Annotated in this window: 12 protein-coding genes; 8 read left to right on the plus strand and 4 right to left on the minus strand. The window is 47.1% G+C overall.

Annotated elements, in window-relative coordinates; all coding sequences use genetic code 11:
- The first annotated feature begins 1 nt into the window (after position 1).
- On the plus strand, positions 2 to 592 hold the full coding sequence (locus tag Q1A23_RS02090) for a GNAT family protein (protein WP_299818785.1): 591 nt from the start codon (positions 2 to 4) through the stop codon (positions 590 to 592).
- A 129-nt stretch (positions 593 to 721) separates the two neighbouring features.
- Positions 722 to 1,807, plus strand: a complete 1,086-nt coding sequence (locus Q1A23_RS02095) for an amidohydrolase family protein (protein ID WP_299818788.1) — start codon at positions 722 to 724, stop codon at positions 1,805 to 1,807.
- Here the strand turns inward: Q1A23_RS02095 and Q1A23_RS02100 are convergent, their stop codons facing one another.
- On the minus strand, positions 1,808 to 2,374 hold the full coding sequence (locus Q1A23_RS02100) for a GNAT family protein (RefSeq protein ID WP_299818791.1): 567 nt from the start codon (positions 2,372 to 2,374) through the stop codon (positions 1,808 to 1,810). It abuts the gene before it with no gap.
- 172 nt (positions 2,375 to 2,546) lie between these two features.
- Here Q1A23_RS02100 and kynU point away from each other — a divergent pair, with 172 nt between their 5' ends.
- Both kynU and Q1A23_RS02110 read left to right on the plus strand, forming a co-directional pair.
- Positions 2,547 to 3,821: a kynureninase gene (gene kynU, locus Q1A23_RS02105; protein ID WP_299818794.1), complete on the plus strand. Its 1,275-nt coding sequence runs from the start codon at positions 2,547 to 2,549 to the stop codon at positions 3,819 to 3,821.
- Between the two features lie 134 nt (positions 3,822 to 3,955).
- Positions 3,956 to 5,434: a potassium/proton antiporter gene (locus tag Q1A23_RS02110; RefSeq protein WP_299818797.1), complete on the plus strand. Its 1,479-nt coding sequence runs from the start codon at positions 3,956 to 3,958 to the stop codon at positions 5,432 to 5,434.
- 62 nt (positions 5,435 to 5,496) lie between these two features.
- Here the strand turns inward: Q1A23_RS02110 and Q1A23_RS02115 are convergent, their stop codons facing one another.
- A complete protein-coding gene (locus Q1A23_RS02115; protein WP_299818800.1) occupies positions 5,497 to 6,906 on the minus strand; it encodes an alanine/glycine:cation symporter family protein in 1,410 nt (469 codons plus the stop codon).
- Positions 6,907 to 7,149: 243 nt separating this feature from the next.
- Between Q1A23_RS02115 and Q1A23_RS02120 the strand changes: the two genes are divergently transcribed.
- The 4 genes from Q1A23_RS02120 to Q1A23_RS02135 all read left to right on the plus strand — a co-directional run bounded on the left by Q1A23_RS02120 (position 7,150) and on the right by Q1A23_RS02135 (position 11,686).
- Positions 7,150 to 8,853 (plus strand): cation:proton antiporter, encoded by a 1,704-nt coding sequence (locus tag Q1A23_RS02120; protein ID WP_299818802.1) that lies wholly within the window; start codon positions 7,150 to 7,152, stop codon positions 8,851 to 8,853.
- Positions 8,840 to 9,439, plus strand: coding sequence for an alpha-ketoglutarate-dependent dioxygenase AlkB (locus Q1A23_RS02125; protein ID WP_299818805.1), 600 nt, complete (start codon positions 8,840 to 8,842; stop codon positions 9,437 to 9,439). The genes Q1A23_RS02120 and Q1A23_RS02125 overlap by 14 nt, the downstream gene beginning before the upstream one ends.
- A 65-nt stretch (positions 9,440 to 9,504) precedes the next feature.
- Entirely contained in the window at positions 9,505 to 10,902 is a 1,398-nt protein-coding gene (locus Q1A23_RS02130) for an NAD(P)/FAD-dependent oxidoreductase (protein WP_299818808.1), read from the plus strand.
- 250 nt (positions 10,903 to 11,152) lie between these two features.
- Positions 11,153 to 11,686, plus strand: coding sequence for a DUF4168 domain-containing protein (locus tag Q1A23_RS02135; protein ID WP_299818811.1), 534 nt, complete (start codon positions 11,153 to 11,155; stop codon positions 11,684 to 11,686).
- A 63-nt stretch (positions 11,687 to 11,749) separates the two neighbouring features.
- On the opposite strand, the gene Q1A23_RS02140 is transcribed toward Q1A23_RS02135, so the two are convergent.
- Positions 11,750 to 13,324: a hypothetical protein gene (locus Q1A23_RS02140; RefSeq protein ID WP_299818814.1), complete on the minus strand. Its 1,575-nt coding sequence runs from the start codon at positions 13,322 to 13,324 to the stop codon at positions 11,750 to 11,752.
- 118 nt (positions 13,325 to 13,442) lie between these two features.
- On the minus strand, positions 13,443 to 14,021 hold the full coding sequence (locus tag Q1A23_RS02145) for a porin family protein (RefSeq protein WP_299818817.1): 579 nt from the start codon (positions 14,019 to 14,021) through the stop codon (positions 13,443 to 13,445).
- Between the last annotated feature and the right edge of the window lie 169 nt (positions 14,022 to 14,190).

The following is a 14,190-nucleotide window of genomic DNA, read 5'->3' on the forward strand; positions in this document are numbered from 1 at the left end:
CGTGCCGCCTAACAAATGCGGTGCGGGAGGTTTATACTTTAAGGTTATACAATTAATATTTCAGATGCACCCGGAGATCACCACAGAAAGACTAAAGCTGCGCCTTATTCAGCCTTCCGACGCCAGGTTTATACTTCAGGGCCTATCAGATGGGCAGGTAACGAGGTATTATGCAGTACACTACGATACCATGGAAGCTGTGCAGGAGCAGATGCGGTTTTATGAGCAACTCCTACAGGAAGGTACGGGGGCCTGGTGGGGCTTTTCTTTGAAAGATGATGATCAATTAATAGGAGCCTGTGGCTACAGCAGTTTAGAAAAAGAGCATCGGAAAGCAGAGATCGGCTTCTGGTTATTACCTGCCTACTGGGGCAAAGGCTATATACCGGAAGCTGCCAGGGCAATTGTAAAGTATGGCTTCGAAAGTATGAACCTAAACCGAATCGAGGCTATTGTAGAGGGCGGTAACGAGCAGTCAGAGCAGGTGCTAAAGAAGATCGGCTTTGCTTACGAAGGCAGGTTGCGGGAGCGGGAAATCAAAAATGGCCAGTACATAGACCTGATCTACTACAGCATCCTGAAAGAAAAATAACAGCAAAAACAGTATTGTTGCGTTAAGCTTTTGCGCCAGATCGTGCGTAGAAAGTATAAAATGCTTATATTGTTGGATTGCTTAATTCAGCCGTACGCCGCAAAGCAGCATTTTTGTTTGTTTACTACCATGCAAGAAAATAAGCCTACATCGCCCATACTTACAGACCATGATCTGCTGAAGATTGACATTCACACCCACATTTTGCCAGCCACCTGGCCTAACCTGCGGGAGCGTTATGGCTACGGAGGCTTTATCAGGCTGGAGCACCACAAGCCCTGCTGTGCCCGCATGATGATGGACGATAAGTTTTTCCGGGAGATACAAGACAATTGCTGGGACCCAAAAGTACGCATGCATGAGTGCAGCCAGCACAAGGTGGGGGTGCAGGTGCTAAGCACAGTACCGGTTATGTTCAACTATTGGGCTAAAGCCGAGCATACGTACGATCTCTCCAAATTCCTGAACGATCATATTGCCGGCATTGTGGCAGACTATCCGGATCGCTTCATTGGCCTTGCTACTTTGCCTATGCAGGATGCGGGCCTGGCTATAAAAGAGCTGGAGCGTTGCGTTAAAGAGCTAGGTATGCCAGGCGTGCAAATCGGATCGAACATAAATGGCCTGAACCTGGATGCAGCGGAGCTTTTCCCCATCTTTGAGGCTGCCCAGGACTTAGGAGCCGCCATATTTGTGCATCCCTGGGATATGCTGGGCAAAGACCGCACAGGAAATTACTGGATGCCTTGGTTAGTGGGTATGCCAGCCGAAACTACAGTAGCCATCTGTTCTATGATTTTTGGCGGCGTGCTGGAACGGCTGCCAAAACTGCGTGTAGCCTTTGCACATGGCGGTGGTTCATTTCCGGCTACCATAGGGCGTATTGCCCATGGTTTTGAAGTGCGTCCTGATCTTTGCGCAATCGATAACAATGTAAATCCACGCGAATACCTTGGCAAATTTTACTTCGACTCGTTGGTGCACGACCCGCTGGCGCTAGAGTACCTGGTAAAACTGGTAGGTGCCAATTGCATTGCCTTGGGTACTGATTATCCTTTCCCGCTTGGAGAGCTGGAGCCTGGTAAACTTATAGAATCTATGCCCTACGACATGGCTACAATAGAGCGGATGCTTAACGGCACAGCATTGGAATGGCTTAACCTGAAAAAGGAGCAGTTTGTCGGGGGTAGCATTAAAGCCAGGGCTGCAGTATAATTATCTGTTGCTTGCTAATTTCCCAAACACCAGGCAATCCATGAATTTGTCATCTACCCGGTAATAATCTCTGAGAAGAGCTTCCTGCTTAAACCCTGTCTTTGATAAAAGGTGAGCTGAAGCCGCATTTGATGGTTTCACGAAAGCCTCTATTCTATTGAAGCCCACACTATCAAACCCATACTTCAAAACTGCACCTAGCACATCTGTCATAATGCCTTTGTTCCAGAAAGTCGGGTGCAGTAAATAACCTAGTTCTGCTACCTGGCTGGTGCTGTCAATCTTCCAGAAGCCAACATGGCCTATAAGTTGTTGCGTTGCTTTTTCTGCGATAGCCCAGTTTATGCCGGTCTGTTCTTTAAAGCTTTGCTGCAGGTGCCGGATTATCTCTGCAGTTTGCTTAAGTGTCTCCGCGTTTTTCCTGAAAAGATGCTCATTTACCTGCTCATTGTTGCGGAGTTGGTTAAGTGCAGCAGCATCGGCTGCCGTGTACTGCCTTAATACAAGTTGGTCTAAATGTAATTCAGGGAAGTTATCCGGGAGGTACAAGTTGCGTATGGCGTACATCTAAGTATGGGTTAAAGTATAGTTAAATAACTTAGTAGTATAGCAAATAAATTAATGGCAAGGGCAGCCATGTTGCGACACTTAAAAACAAATCAGCCCAAATTCTTATCTTCGCAAGATTAAGAATACATAGCTGACAACATCGGCTTTAACATAAACGAATCCGCGCGAAATGAAATATCAAAATACCCTTGCTTTTGCACAGGAGCAGGACCAGCAAGACCCATTGCACTACCTTAAAGAGCGCTTTTACGCTCCGCAGATAAACAAACAGGATGCTATTTATTTTTGCGGCAACTCGCTGGGGCTGCAACCGAAGTCTGCTCAGATGTACATTGATAACGAGATGTATAAATGGGCAAACCTGGCTGTAGAAGGCCACTTTAAAGGCGAAGAACCCTGGTTCGACTACCATAAGCTGTTAACTGCCGGAGCAGCCCGTGTGGTAGGTGCCCAGGAAAATGAGGTGGTTATCATGAACCAGCTGACTGTTAATCTGCACCTCATGCTAGTGTCTTTCTACAGGCCGGAGGGCAAGCGTTACAAAATTATTACAGAGGCCGGGGCTTTCCCGTCAGACCAGTACGCCCTTGAGACACAAACCAAGTTTCATGGTTATAACCCGGATGAGGCAGTAATAGAGTTGTTTCCGAGGGAGGGGGAGCACACGCTGCGCACCGAAGACATCATCCAAAGTATAAAAGAGCATGGCGATGAGCTGGCATTGGTGATGATGGGCGGCATTAATTACTACACTGGGCAAGTATTTGATATGGAAGCTATCACCAGAGCTGGCCATGCAGCCGGTGCTGTAGTAGGTTTTGATCTGGCGCACGTGGCCGGCAACATACCCGTTAAGCTACACGACTGGAATGTTGACTTCGCGGTATGGTGTACTTATAAATACCTGAACTCTGGCCCAGGCGGTACGTCTGGTGTGTTTGTGCACGAGCGCCACGGTAATAACCCGGACCTGCCACGCTTTGCGGGCTGGTGGGGCCACGATGCCCAGGCACGTTTCCAGATGCGTAAGGGCTTTGTGCCGATGCAGGGTGCCGAAGGCTGGCAGCTGAGCAATGGGCAAATATTGCCATTTGCTGTACACCGTGCCTCTTTAGAGTTATTTGATGAGGCTGGCATGGAGAACCTGCGTGCTAAAAGCGAAAAGCTTACCGGTTACCTGGAGTACCTGATAGACGATGTGCATGCCGGTAAAGATGTAATGGAAATGATAACGCCCCGCGACCCCCAAGCACGAGGCTGCCAGATTTCTCTGCTGGTAAAGAAAGATGCCCGCGTGTTATTCGATAAACTGATGGAGGCGGGCATTATTGTAGACTTCCGCGAACCCAATGTGATTCGTGTGGCGCCTACACCGCTTTACAACAGCTTTGAGGAAGTATACCGTTTTTCTGAAATTTTGCATGAGTGCCTGCAGGCGCATTAAGAGATACTGTAAAGTATAAGCGGATTACTCGCTCTTTAGTAGGTTATCCACTTTTTTAAGTTTAAAAGCTAAAGTCTTTTATCCCCTTAAAGCAATTTTAAGTATAAAGGGCTAATCAGAACCACAAAGGCACAATGAGTCTTACCATAGAGGATATATTATTAGGTGCATCTGTTCTTCTGCTAGTGAGCATTATCATTAGCAAGAGCCTGGGGCGGTTTGGCGTACCTGCGCTTATTCTGTTTTTGGCGGTAGGCATGCTGGCTGGTTCCGAGGGAATTGGCAACATCCACTTCAACGACCCTGACGCGGCAAGATCTTTAGGTACGGTGGCGCTTACACTTATACTTTTTTCAGGTGGCGTGGATACACGTTGGGAAAGCACCAGGCCTGTGCTTTGGCGTGGTGTTACCCTTTCTACTTTAGGCGTATTTATTACAGCCATGCTGCTAGGGGCCTTTGTAAGCGTTATTTCTGATTTTACTTTACTCGAAGGATTGCTGCTTGGCTCTATTGTGTCGTCTACGGATGCGGCAGCGGTGTTCTCAATACTTCGTTCTAAAAACATAGGCCTGAAGCACAACCTACGGCCAACCCTGGAGCTTGAGTCGGGCAGTAACGACCCAATGGCTTACTTCCTGACCATCAGCTTTACGTTTTTGCTGACAAACGAAAATGCCACTATCTGGCAATTGGTACCTATGTTTTTTCTGCAGATGTCTATTGGCGCTGTGGTAGGAGTGCTAATGGGGCGTGTGATGGCCTGGGTAATAAACCGTATTATGTTAGAGCAGGAAGGGCTATATCCGGCCTTAACGCTGGGAATGGTCATCTTTACCTACGCCTTTACAAGCCTTATCAGCGGCAACGGCTTTTTAGCGGTGTATGTGGCAGCAGTTATACTTGGCAACCGGAATTTTATCCACAAAAGCAGCCTGGTTAAATTTTACGATGGTGTAGCGTGGCTCATGCAGATCCTGATGTTCCTGACGCTGGGGCTGCTGGTGTTCCCATCCGAAATGCTACCTGTATTGGGTACAGGGCTTCTTGTATCGCTGTTCCTGATATTTGTAGCCCGCCCGGTAAGTGTATTCGTAAGTATGGCTTTTTTTAAGGCCTCAGTTAAAGAAAAGCTGTACGTTTCGTGGGTGGGGCTAAGGGGGGCTGTGCCTATTGTGTTTGCTACCTTCCCTCTGCTGGCTGGTGTAGAGAAGTCGAACATGATCTTTAACATTGTGTTTTTTATCGTGCTTACCTCGGTTATGCTGCAGGGCACCACACTTACACTTGTGGCGCAATGGCTGGGTCTTAGTGAGCGCGATAAAACCCTGAAACGCATAAAATTAGGCGAGGAAATGGGCTACGATGTTAAAAATGCGCTGGTAGAGGTGGAGCTGCGAAGAGACAGCACGGCCATAGGTAAGTCTATAGTAGAATTGCAGTTTCCCAGAACGGCGCTGATTGTGCTGATAGACAGGGCAGGCAAATACGTAACCCCCAACGGGGCAACCGTACTGCTAGCCGGTGATAAGCTGTTGGTGATGATAGACAATGACGACGAGTTGGAGAAAGTAAACCAGGCCCTGGGGTTAACGGAAAGCAAAAATGTATAGAAAGCGTGAGGGCGGCAAAACTAGTTTTGCCGCCCTCACGCTTTCTATACTTGTACCTTAATTTAAACTTTCAGCTTATCCGAAGCTACGTTCTCTGATTGCTCTTCTCTGAACGTTTTCATGCGGTTAAAGTAATCTTTGGCAGCCGCTTTTACTTTTGGCGAGAGCAGCAATGCCGATACCATGGTCGGAATAGCCATCATGGCATACATGCCATCAATCAGAGCTAAAACAGCTGTAATAGAGGCTACTGCGCCAAAGATGATCGTGCACACATAAAAGTAGTTATAGTAGTGTTTATACTTTGCCCCAAAAAGAAAGCTAAAGCATTTGGTACCATAGTATGAGTAGGAGAACAGCGAAGTAAAGGCAAATATCAGCACACAAAGCACAAGCACATAACTTCCAATGCCAGGCATTGCCGAATTAAATGCGTAGGCTGTCATACTTACACCGTTGCCATCAGCGCTTTGCCAGGCACCTGTAAGTATAATTGCCAGGCCAGTAAGCGTACAAACCACCAGCGTATCAATAAACGGCCCTAGCATTGCCACCAAACCCTCGCGAATTGGCTCGTCGGTTTTAGCGGCACCATGCATCATAGAGGCTGTACCAATGCCGGCCTCGTTAGAGAAAGCAGCTCTGCGCGCGCCTGCAATTATAATAGCACCCACAGCACCGCCCAACACAGCATTCGCCGAAAAAGCATCCTCGAAAATCAATCCGAAGGCACCCGGTATGTTTGTGTAGTTAACAGCCATGATGTAAAATACGGCCAGCATATATAGCACCACCATACTTGGCACCATTTTGCCGGCCACATGGCCAATGCGCTTTATACCTCCGAAAATAACCAACGAGGTAATTGTTACAAGGATAAGCCCAATGCCCAGGTTCCAGGCAAACGGGTTTGTAGTGGCAATGCCGTTTGGTATTAAAACAACTTCGCGGATAACCTGTGTTAGCTGGTTGCTTTGGAAAATAGGGAGGGTGCCAAATAAGCCGGCTATAGCGAAAAACATGGCCAGCGGCTTCCATTTCTGCCCCAGGCCCTCCACAACTACATACATTGGCCCGCCTTCTATATGGCCGTTGGTGTCGCGGCCACGGTACATAATGGCCAGCGAGCAGGTAAAGAATTTGGTAGCCATGCCCACAAAGGCACTTACCCACATCCAAAATAAAACGCCAGGGCCGCCAAGCGCTATGGCTACAGCCACACCACTAATGTTACCCATGCCAACAGTCGCAGCCAGGGCACTCGAGAGCGCCTCAAAGTGGTTAATGTCGCCGGGGTCGTTTGGGTCGTCATACTTTCCGCGTAGCACATTAATGGCATGCCCCATATACCGGAAAGGCAAAAAGCCTGAGTAGAACATAAAGTAAAAACCACCGCCCATCAATAGTATAAGCAGCGGTAGTCCCCAGGCCGCATCGCTGAACGCGACTAATATCTTTTCTAATGCTTCCAAATCTGATAAGTATACTTTTATGTAAGGTACAAATATAGGCACGAATCACAAAAAGCACATCTGTTGTTACAGCAGGTTTTACTTTAGACTAAGGCATACTGGTGCAGTTTTAAGGCGGGAGTACGGGGGCAAGCGTGTAATTATGGTTAGCCAGGCTAATTTAAAACCTTATACTTTGAACTATTGTACTATACAGGAGCCTGCTGCAGGCGCGTCTATCTCTATCTTCGGACACTATATACTATGAATTTATCTGAACTTATAAATAATCAATTTTACGAATTTGCACTCATTATTTTCCTGGCAACGCTGGTTGGGGCAATAGGCAGGGTGCTGCGTCAGCCCCTTATCGTGTCATTTATTGCGGTCGGCATCATCGTAGGGCCTTCTGTTTTAAACCTGCTGAACTCTGAAAGGGAGATAGGCTTGCTGGCTGAGATGGGCATAGCCATACTTTTGTTTGTAGTAGGCCTGAAATTGGATATTAACCTGATTAAATCAACTGGAAAGATTGCGCTGCTTACAGGCTTAGGGCAGGTAGCTTTTACTTCCGTATTTGGATATGTGATAGGCTTGTTATTAGGGTTTTCGCACATGGTGTCGCTCTATATTGCTGTGGCGCTCACTTTCTCCAGTACCATCATCATTGTTAAGCTGCTCTCTGACAAAAAGGAAATTAACATGTTGCATGGCCAAATTGCGCTTGGCTTCTTGATTGTGCAGGATATTGTGGTTGTAATTGTGATGATTGTGCTGTCGGCGCTGGGGGCAGAGAGCGAACGCTCAGTAGGCATGGACCTGGTGTTGGTGTTCGGGAAGGGAGTAGCCATGTTTGCTATTGTGGCGTTACTGATGAAATACGTGATACCTCGGGTAACACATTTTTTGGCTGACACACAGGAGCTGCTAGTGCTTTTCTCTATTGGATGGGCTATACTGTTGGCTGCTCTTGGTGATTACTTAGGCTTTAGTAAAGAGGTGGGTGCGTTTTTAGGAGGTATTTCGCTGGCATCTACCCAGTACCGCGAGGTGGTAAGCGGCAGGCTTACAAGCATACGCGACTTCCTGCTGCTGTTCTTTTTCCTGGACCTGGGCTCACAGCTCAACTTAGGGATCATGGGAGAGCAAATCATCCCTTCCGCTATTTTTTCTGTATTCGTTTTAGTTGGTAATCCTATTATAGTACTGATTATAATGGGCTTTATGGGCTACCACAAGCAAACATCATTTAAAGCGGGCCTAACAGTAGCGCAGATTAGTGAATTCTCGCTTATACTTGCCAACATGGGCATGGAAGCCGGCCATATAGATGAAGAAGCGATGGGCTTGATCACTTTGGTAGGCTTGATTACAATTACGCTGTCTACCTACATGATTATGTACTCGGATCAGCTTTTTAAGATATTAGCTCCGATGCTAAGCGTTTTTGAGAAGAAGAAGCCATCTAAACCGAAGGAACTGGAGGACAAAGGAGAAAAAATAGATGTGCTTATTTTTGGACTAGGGCACTATGGGGAGCGGATTGCAACAGCCTTAAATGACCATGACCTTACGTATTTAGGCGCAGATATAGACCCGGCGGTTGTTAACCATTGGAAGAACGCGGATTTAAAAGCAGTTTATTGCGATGCCGAGGACCCTGACCTGATGGAGGTACTGCCTTTGCATAAATCCGGCAATGTGATAAGCACACTTTCTGATGTGAATACAAACATTAGATTGCTTAAAGTTTTACGACACAACCACTACAAGGGCCGCATTGCGCTTACAGCTCATACACCTGAGGCCGCTGAAATGCTGCGCGAGGCAGGTGCAAAATACGTACTGCAGCCTTACCGGGACTCAGCAGAGGGGGTGGCCGATATGTTTGCAGGGAAAGCGCAAAAGGATAAAGAAAAAGGCAAAAAAAATGTGAGCGAAAGCAAGAGTTCAGATGGAGGGTCATAAAATGCCAATGGTTAGATTGCCCTTTCCCGATGCCGAAGTATACTTCGAACCTCACTTCTTTACCGAAGAAGAAAGTGATTTATACTTTAAAGAATTGATGGGTGAGGTAAACTGGCAGCAGGAAAGTATAAAAATGTTTGGGAAAGAGTTGCCTATGCCGCGCCTGACGGCATGGTACGGCGACAAAGGCTATACTTACTCGGGGCTGCACAACAAGCCGCAACCGTGGCTGCCTGTATTGCTGCAGTTAAAGGAGAAAGTAGAGCAGGCAAGCGGCCATACTTACAATAGTGTGCTGCTAAACCTGTACCGTAGCGGGCAGGACAGTATGGGCTGGCACTCTGATGACGAGGCAGCGCTGGGACAGGAGCCAAGTATAGCCAGCCTCAACTTTGGGGGCGAACGTAAATTCAGTTTCAAACACAAATACAGGAAAGACACTAAGCCGCAAAGTATAAACCTGAGCCACGGTAGCCTGCTGCTGATGCAGGGGCCCACACAGCACTACTGGCTGCACCATGTTCCTAAAACAGCCCGCGCCGTAGAACCACGTATAAACCTTACCTTCCGGAAAGTGGTCAGGTAAAGGCTTGCCATTACCACCCGGAAATCTTTACTTTACAAGATACATTAGCGCATCACCTTTAAACTATGACTGAACAAAAGAACATCGCTATAATGGGAGCCGGATTGGTAGGTTCGTTGCTGTCTCTGTACCTGGCTAAGCACGGCCACAAAGTTGATGTGTACGAACGCCGCCCCGACATGCGAAAAACAATCATAGATGGTGGCCGCTCTATCAACCTGGCCCTGAGTGAGCGCGGTTGGCGTGCCTTGCGCGGAATTGGCATTGAAGAGGAAGTGCGCAAAGTGGCGATACCGATGCATGGGCGCATGATGCACGATGAACAAGGCAACCTTACTTTCCAGCCTTATGGCAAAGAGGGGCAATCGATCTACTCTGTATCACGGGGAGGTTTAAATGCCGCTTTGATGAACCTGTCGGAGCCAAACGAGCTGATAACCTACCACTTCAGCCAGCAGGCCCTGGACGTAAACCTGCGCGCAAACGAGGTGCAACTGCGCAATACTGAAACCGAAGAGATAGAAACGATTACGCCCGACCTTATTTTTGGCGCTGACGGAGCTTTTTCGGTAGTGCGAAGTGCTATGGTAAAAACAGAGCGCTTTAATTACGAGCAGTCTTACCTGGAGTATGGCTATAAAGAGTTAACTATACCTGCTGGGCCGGATAATAGCTGGCTACTGGAGAAAAACGCTTTGCACATCTGGCCACGTGGCAATTACATGATGATTGCGCTGCCTAACATTGACGGTAGCTTTACCTGTACCCTATTTTTCCCTTACGAAGGCGAGCGTTCTTTTGCAGCCATCAAAACAGATACAGAGCTGCTAAATTTCTTTCTGGAGGTTTTCCCGGATGCCGTGCCGCTGATGCCAAACCTGGCAGAAGACTATTTTTCGAACCCGATTGGATCGTTGGTAACAATAAAATGCTTCCCGTGGAGCCACGATGGCAAATCGCTTTTGATCGGGGATGCCAGCCATGCTGTGGTGCCGTTTTATGGGCAAGGCATGAATGCCGGTTTTGAGGATATAACGGTGCTGGACCAAATGCTGGAAAATTTTGACGGTGACTGGACAAGCCTTTTCAAAGCCTTTGAGCGCAGCCGCAAACCCAATGCCGACGCCATTGCCGACCTGGCCGTGATGAATTTTATAGAGATGCGTGATAAAGTGGCCGACCCGCGCTTCCTGCTCCGAAAAAAAATAGAATCTAAAATATCAGAGCAATACCCGGATAAGTGGGTGCCCCTGTACTCTATGGTTACCTTCTACGATTTTCCGTACTCCTATGCCCTGGAAACCGGCCAAAACCAGGACAGCATCATGAAAAAGGTGATGAAGCACATCCAAAGTATAGAAGATTACAATAAGCCTGAAGTACAGCAGTTGCTGGAGGAGCAGCTTGTTCAAAAAGAAAAGTTAAAGCGCTACGTTGGCGAGGCATCAGAAGTAAAAGAGTAGGGTTATCAATTAAAATACAGGATAAAGCGATACGGCCATTTGCTTTGGGAAGTATGCTTTTGGTTATACAGTGTTTTACATGGTATCAGGTGCTCCTGTAGGGCCTGCCTATTAGCTGCTAAGGTATAGCTACAGGCAATATACTGCTGTTTTCGGAACAATCTAGCCTATAAGTGAGTATACCTTTTTTGGAAACGGACAAAAACAGTCCTATTTATTATTCACTTCATACTTATTAATCCTGAATTTTATGAACATCCTAAATAAAAAAATAAAAGGGATTGCTGTGGCCATACTTATGGTAGGCGCCTGTACGGTTACCGATACAGCTATGGCACAGCAAAAGGGAAAGCAAAAGCAGAAAACGCAAGCAGAAACTCAAACACAGCAGCAACAGCAGCCAACGCAGGGCGCTAATTTCACGGATAGCGATTTAAAGCAATTTGCAGATGCAAGCAGCCGTTTGATGACCATCCAGAAGAACGGCGAGCAGAAAATGATGAAAATACTGGAGGAGGAGAAGCTTAGCGTTGATAAGTTTAACGAGATGGCGCAGGCACACCAGCAGCAAAAGCTTGCCGAAGTAAATGCTACACCAGAGGAAACGGCAGCTTTTAACAAAGCAGCGCAGCGTATGATGGAGATGCAGCCCGACATGCAGAAAGAGGTGGAAACCGCTATACAAAAAGACGGCATGACGCTGGAAAAGTATGAGCAGATTATGGTTGCTTATCGCCAAGACCCAGCGCTGCAGGAAAGAATAAATAAAATGATGATGCAATAGTTATAAGTAACTGCAGCAATAAAAAAGCCCGCTACTTATAGCGGGCTTTTTGCTGTTTTATACTTACTGTTCCTGTGTTGCGGCAGGTGCCTGCCCATGGGCAAACTCTACAATGCGAAACGTTTTGTTGCGGCGGTCATAGTAGCCGTAGTGTAGTTTATCGCCGTAGCGGTATACTGTTTTAAGCTCTGGCTCTGGCTTCAGTTCCTGCTCATAGGTATCTACTCTATCCTGCAGCACTACTGGTTCTTTGCCTTCTTCGGCTGTTACTTTAGTTAAGCCGTCAGCTGTAACCACAGACCTGAAGTACGTGCTTATACCCGGGCCTGAAGAGGCGTTCCCGCCCTGGTTGAATGGGTCGTAAAAGTAGCGGCTGTAGTAGGGCGAGTTAAGGTAGTAGCTCGGGATATTGTAAGCCGGTACCCATCTGCCAGGTATCATCATCAGGCCACGCGATGTTTGCAGGTAACGATCCGGCGTGCGTACCATGCGGTTTCTGTCCTGCCCGAAAGCGCTGTTGCCTGCGTCCGGTGCCTTGTAAGATCCTATTGTAAGCTGTAAAGAGCCATCTGCATAGGTGCCCACGGTAATAGCCGGTACGCCGCTGGCCAGGTTCTTCATCACTTTAGACGTTTTCTCAATCACGGTATTATCCGCGGAAAATAAAGTTTTGGCCCCGCGCTGGTAAACAGGCGTGGATTTTATGGCAATTTCTTCATCCCCGGAATAGCTATACTCTTTAATGGGCTGCAACGTGTTAAAATCGTAAGCCGCCAACCTGAATTGGTCCTTCTCCATGTTTACACGGAAAAGTATGTTGTTGTGCAGGTAAGAGTTAAAGCTCGGTGAGTTGCGCTGCTCAATGGCGGGTAAGGTGCGGTAGGCTGTGGTGCCTGTGTTCCAATCCAGCGTCAGTATCTCGGTGGTAGTTTCATCGCTGCCTTTTCCTTTCAGGAGATAGCCATCAAAAATCATGTGGATTTTATCGCCATTAGAGTAAATCTTGCTGCGGTGATAGCCAGTAAATACATTATGCTGAATATCCGGGTGCACATAAATCATGTCTGATTCGCGTGCATAGCGGTCGCGGGTGCGTGGCATCTCTTCCGATTTAAACACTTTACGCTCCAGGCGCGCCACATCTGCATCAGAGTCGCGGTACAGGTGCATGTTGTTGTCTTTGTCGGTGTAAAGCATGTAGAAGTGCTCTTTATCGCCAAAGCCACCCACAAAATTCACATTGCGGTCCAGGTCTATCTGCTCGTCCTGCAAGCTTCTGAAAGCGCCGGTTTCACGGTTTATAGCAAAAGGGCGCAGGTACTCACGGCGGCCATTCACGTAGCGGCTGTAAAATATAAATTCGCTATCTGTAACACGTGTGCCCAGTAGTTGTGGCTCCTGTGCAAAGCGGTACGGAATCTGGTGCTTGGCTATCTGCTTTCCGTCCGGCGATAGCAGCGCAAAATTCAGTTCACGGTTCTGGTAGTAGTAAATGCAGACGTTGCCATAATCATCAGCGAGGGTAACCAAATCCTCGGCGCGGTTCATAGGCAACGCTATATTGGCAAACTCTTGCTGGGCATTGGCGCCAAACACCGATATTCCAGCCAAAAGTATACTTAAGATTAGTTTACGCATAGTATAAATAGTTGAGAATTATACTTCTACAAAGAGCAAAAATTTAGCCAAAGTATCTTTAAACTAAGGCTAAGCAGCAGAAATTAAAAAGCATAAATAGGTGATCATTTTTAAATCCCTATTTGCTGATGCAGAACCCGACAGAAGCTTGTATAGACTGGTTCCGGAGTTTAGAGTCTTTGTAAATACTTGTTAGCCCTACATGATGCCGGATTCCGAAGGTTATCTTTTCCTCGTTTCCGAAGGAGAAACCATAGGCAAAGCCGAAGTCCTGGCCTTTGGTGTTGTTGAGCTTGATATCAACAGCTTCGTATTCATATTTTGCAGACAATAGAAAAGCCGCATATGGGCCAGCCTGAAAGCTGAAGTTTGGTGTAGGATATACTTTTAGCATGACGGGAATAGACAGGTAATGCATAAATATATGGCCACCATTGCTCACTCCGGTACCTTGCAGCGCGTACTGTAGCTCTGGCTGAATGCCTATATGCTCACTTTCCATGTAAAGGGCATAGATTCCGCCATTTGCGCCTAACTGCATTTTGCTTTCTTCGTCTCCCGAAAAAGTGGACAAGTTCACGCCAGCTTTAACTCCAAAGTAGTTTTTCTTTGAGTCCGGCAATTGTTCGTGCTGTTGCGCTATGCTTTTGCTACAAAAGCTAAGTATGACAAAAAGTATAAAGTAAAGAGTACGCATTTGATTACTTATTCGAATTCAGTTAAAAGGATATTATTGCCTTGGGATAAACAAAAAGCCCGACCATTATGGCCGGGCTTTTTACAAAGTATTGTCCTGTCCTGAAATAGGTTGACACCAACATCAACCTTATATGGAAAAACTGACAGCGAAAAAAGGCAAGCGTACC

The organism is uncultured Pontibacter sp. (assembly GCF_947492645.1).
In the GTDB taxonomy this organism is placed as follows: domain Bacteria; phylum Bacteroidota; class Bacteroidia; order Cytophagales; family Hymenobacteraceae; genus Pontibacter.

Coding starts and splice junctions, on each gene's coding strand:
- Q1A23_RS02095 (WP_299818788.1), top strand. CDS start 722: ATGCAAGAAAATAAGCCTACATCGCCCATACTTACAGACCATGATCTG.
- Q1A23_RS02100 (WP_299818791.1), bottom strand. CDS start 2,374: ATGTACGCCATACGCAACTTGTACCTCCCGGATAACTTCCCTGAATTA.
- kynU (WP_299818794.1), top strand. CDS start 2,547: ATGAAATATCAAAATACCCTTGCTTTTGCACAGGAGCAGGACCAGCAA.
- Q1A23_RS02110 (WP_299818797.1), top strand. CDS start 3,956: ATGAGTCTTACCATAGAGGATATATTATTAGGTGCATCTGTTCTTCTG.
- Q1A23_RS02120 (WP_299818802.1), top strand. CDS start 7,150: ATGAATTTATCTGAACTTATAAATAATCAATTTTACGAATTTGCACTC.
- Q1A23_RS02125 (WP_299818805.1), top strand. CDS start 8,840: ATGGAGGGTCATAAAATGCCAATGGTTAGATTGCCCTTTCCCGATGCC.
- Q1A23_RS02130 (WP_299818808.1), top strand. CDS start 9,505: ATGACTGAACAAAAGAACATCGCTATAATGGGAGCCGGATTGGTAGGT.
- Q1A23_RS02135 (WP_299818811.1), top strand. CDS start 11,153: ATGAACATCCTAAATAAAAAAATAAAAGGGATTGCTGTGGCCATACTT.
- Q1A23_RS02140 (WP_299818814.1), bottom strand. CDS start 13,324: ATGCGTAAACTAATCTTAAGTATACTTTTGGCTGGAATATCGGTGTTT.
- Q1A23_RS02145 (WP_299818817.1), bottom strand. CDS start 14,021: ATGCGTACTCTTTACTTTATACTTTTTGTCATACTTAGCTTTTGTAGC.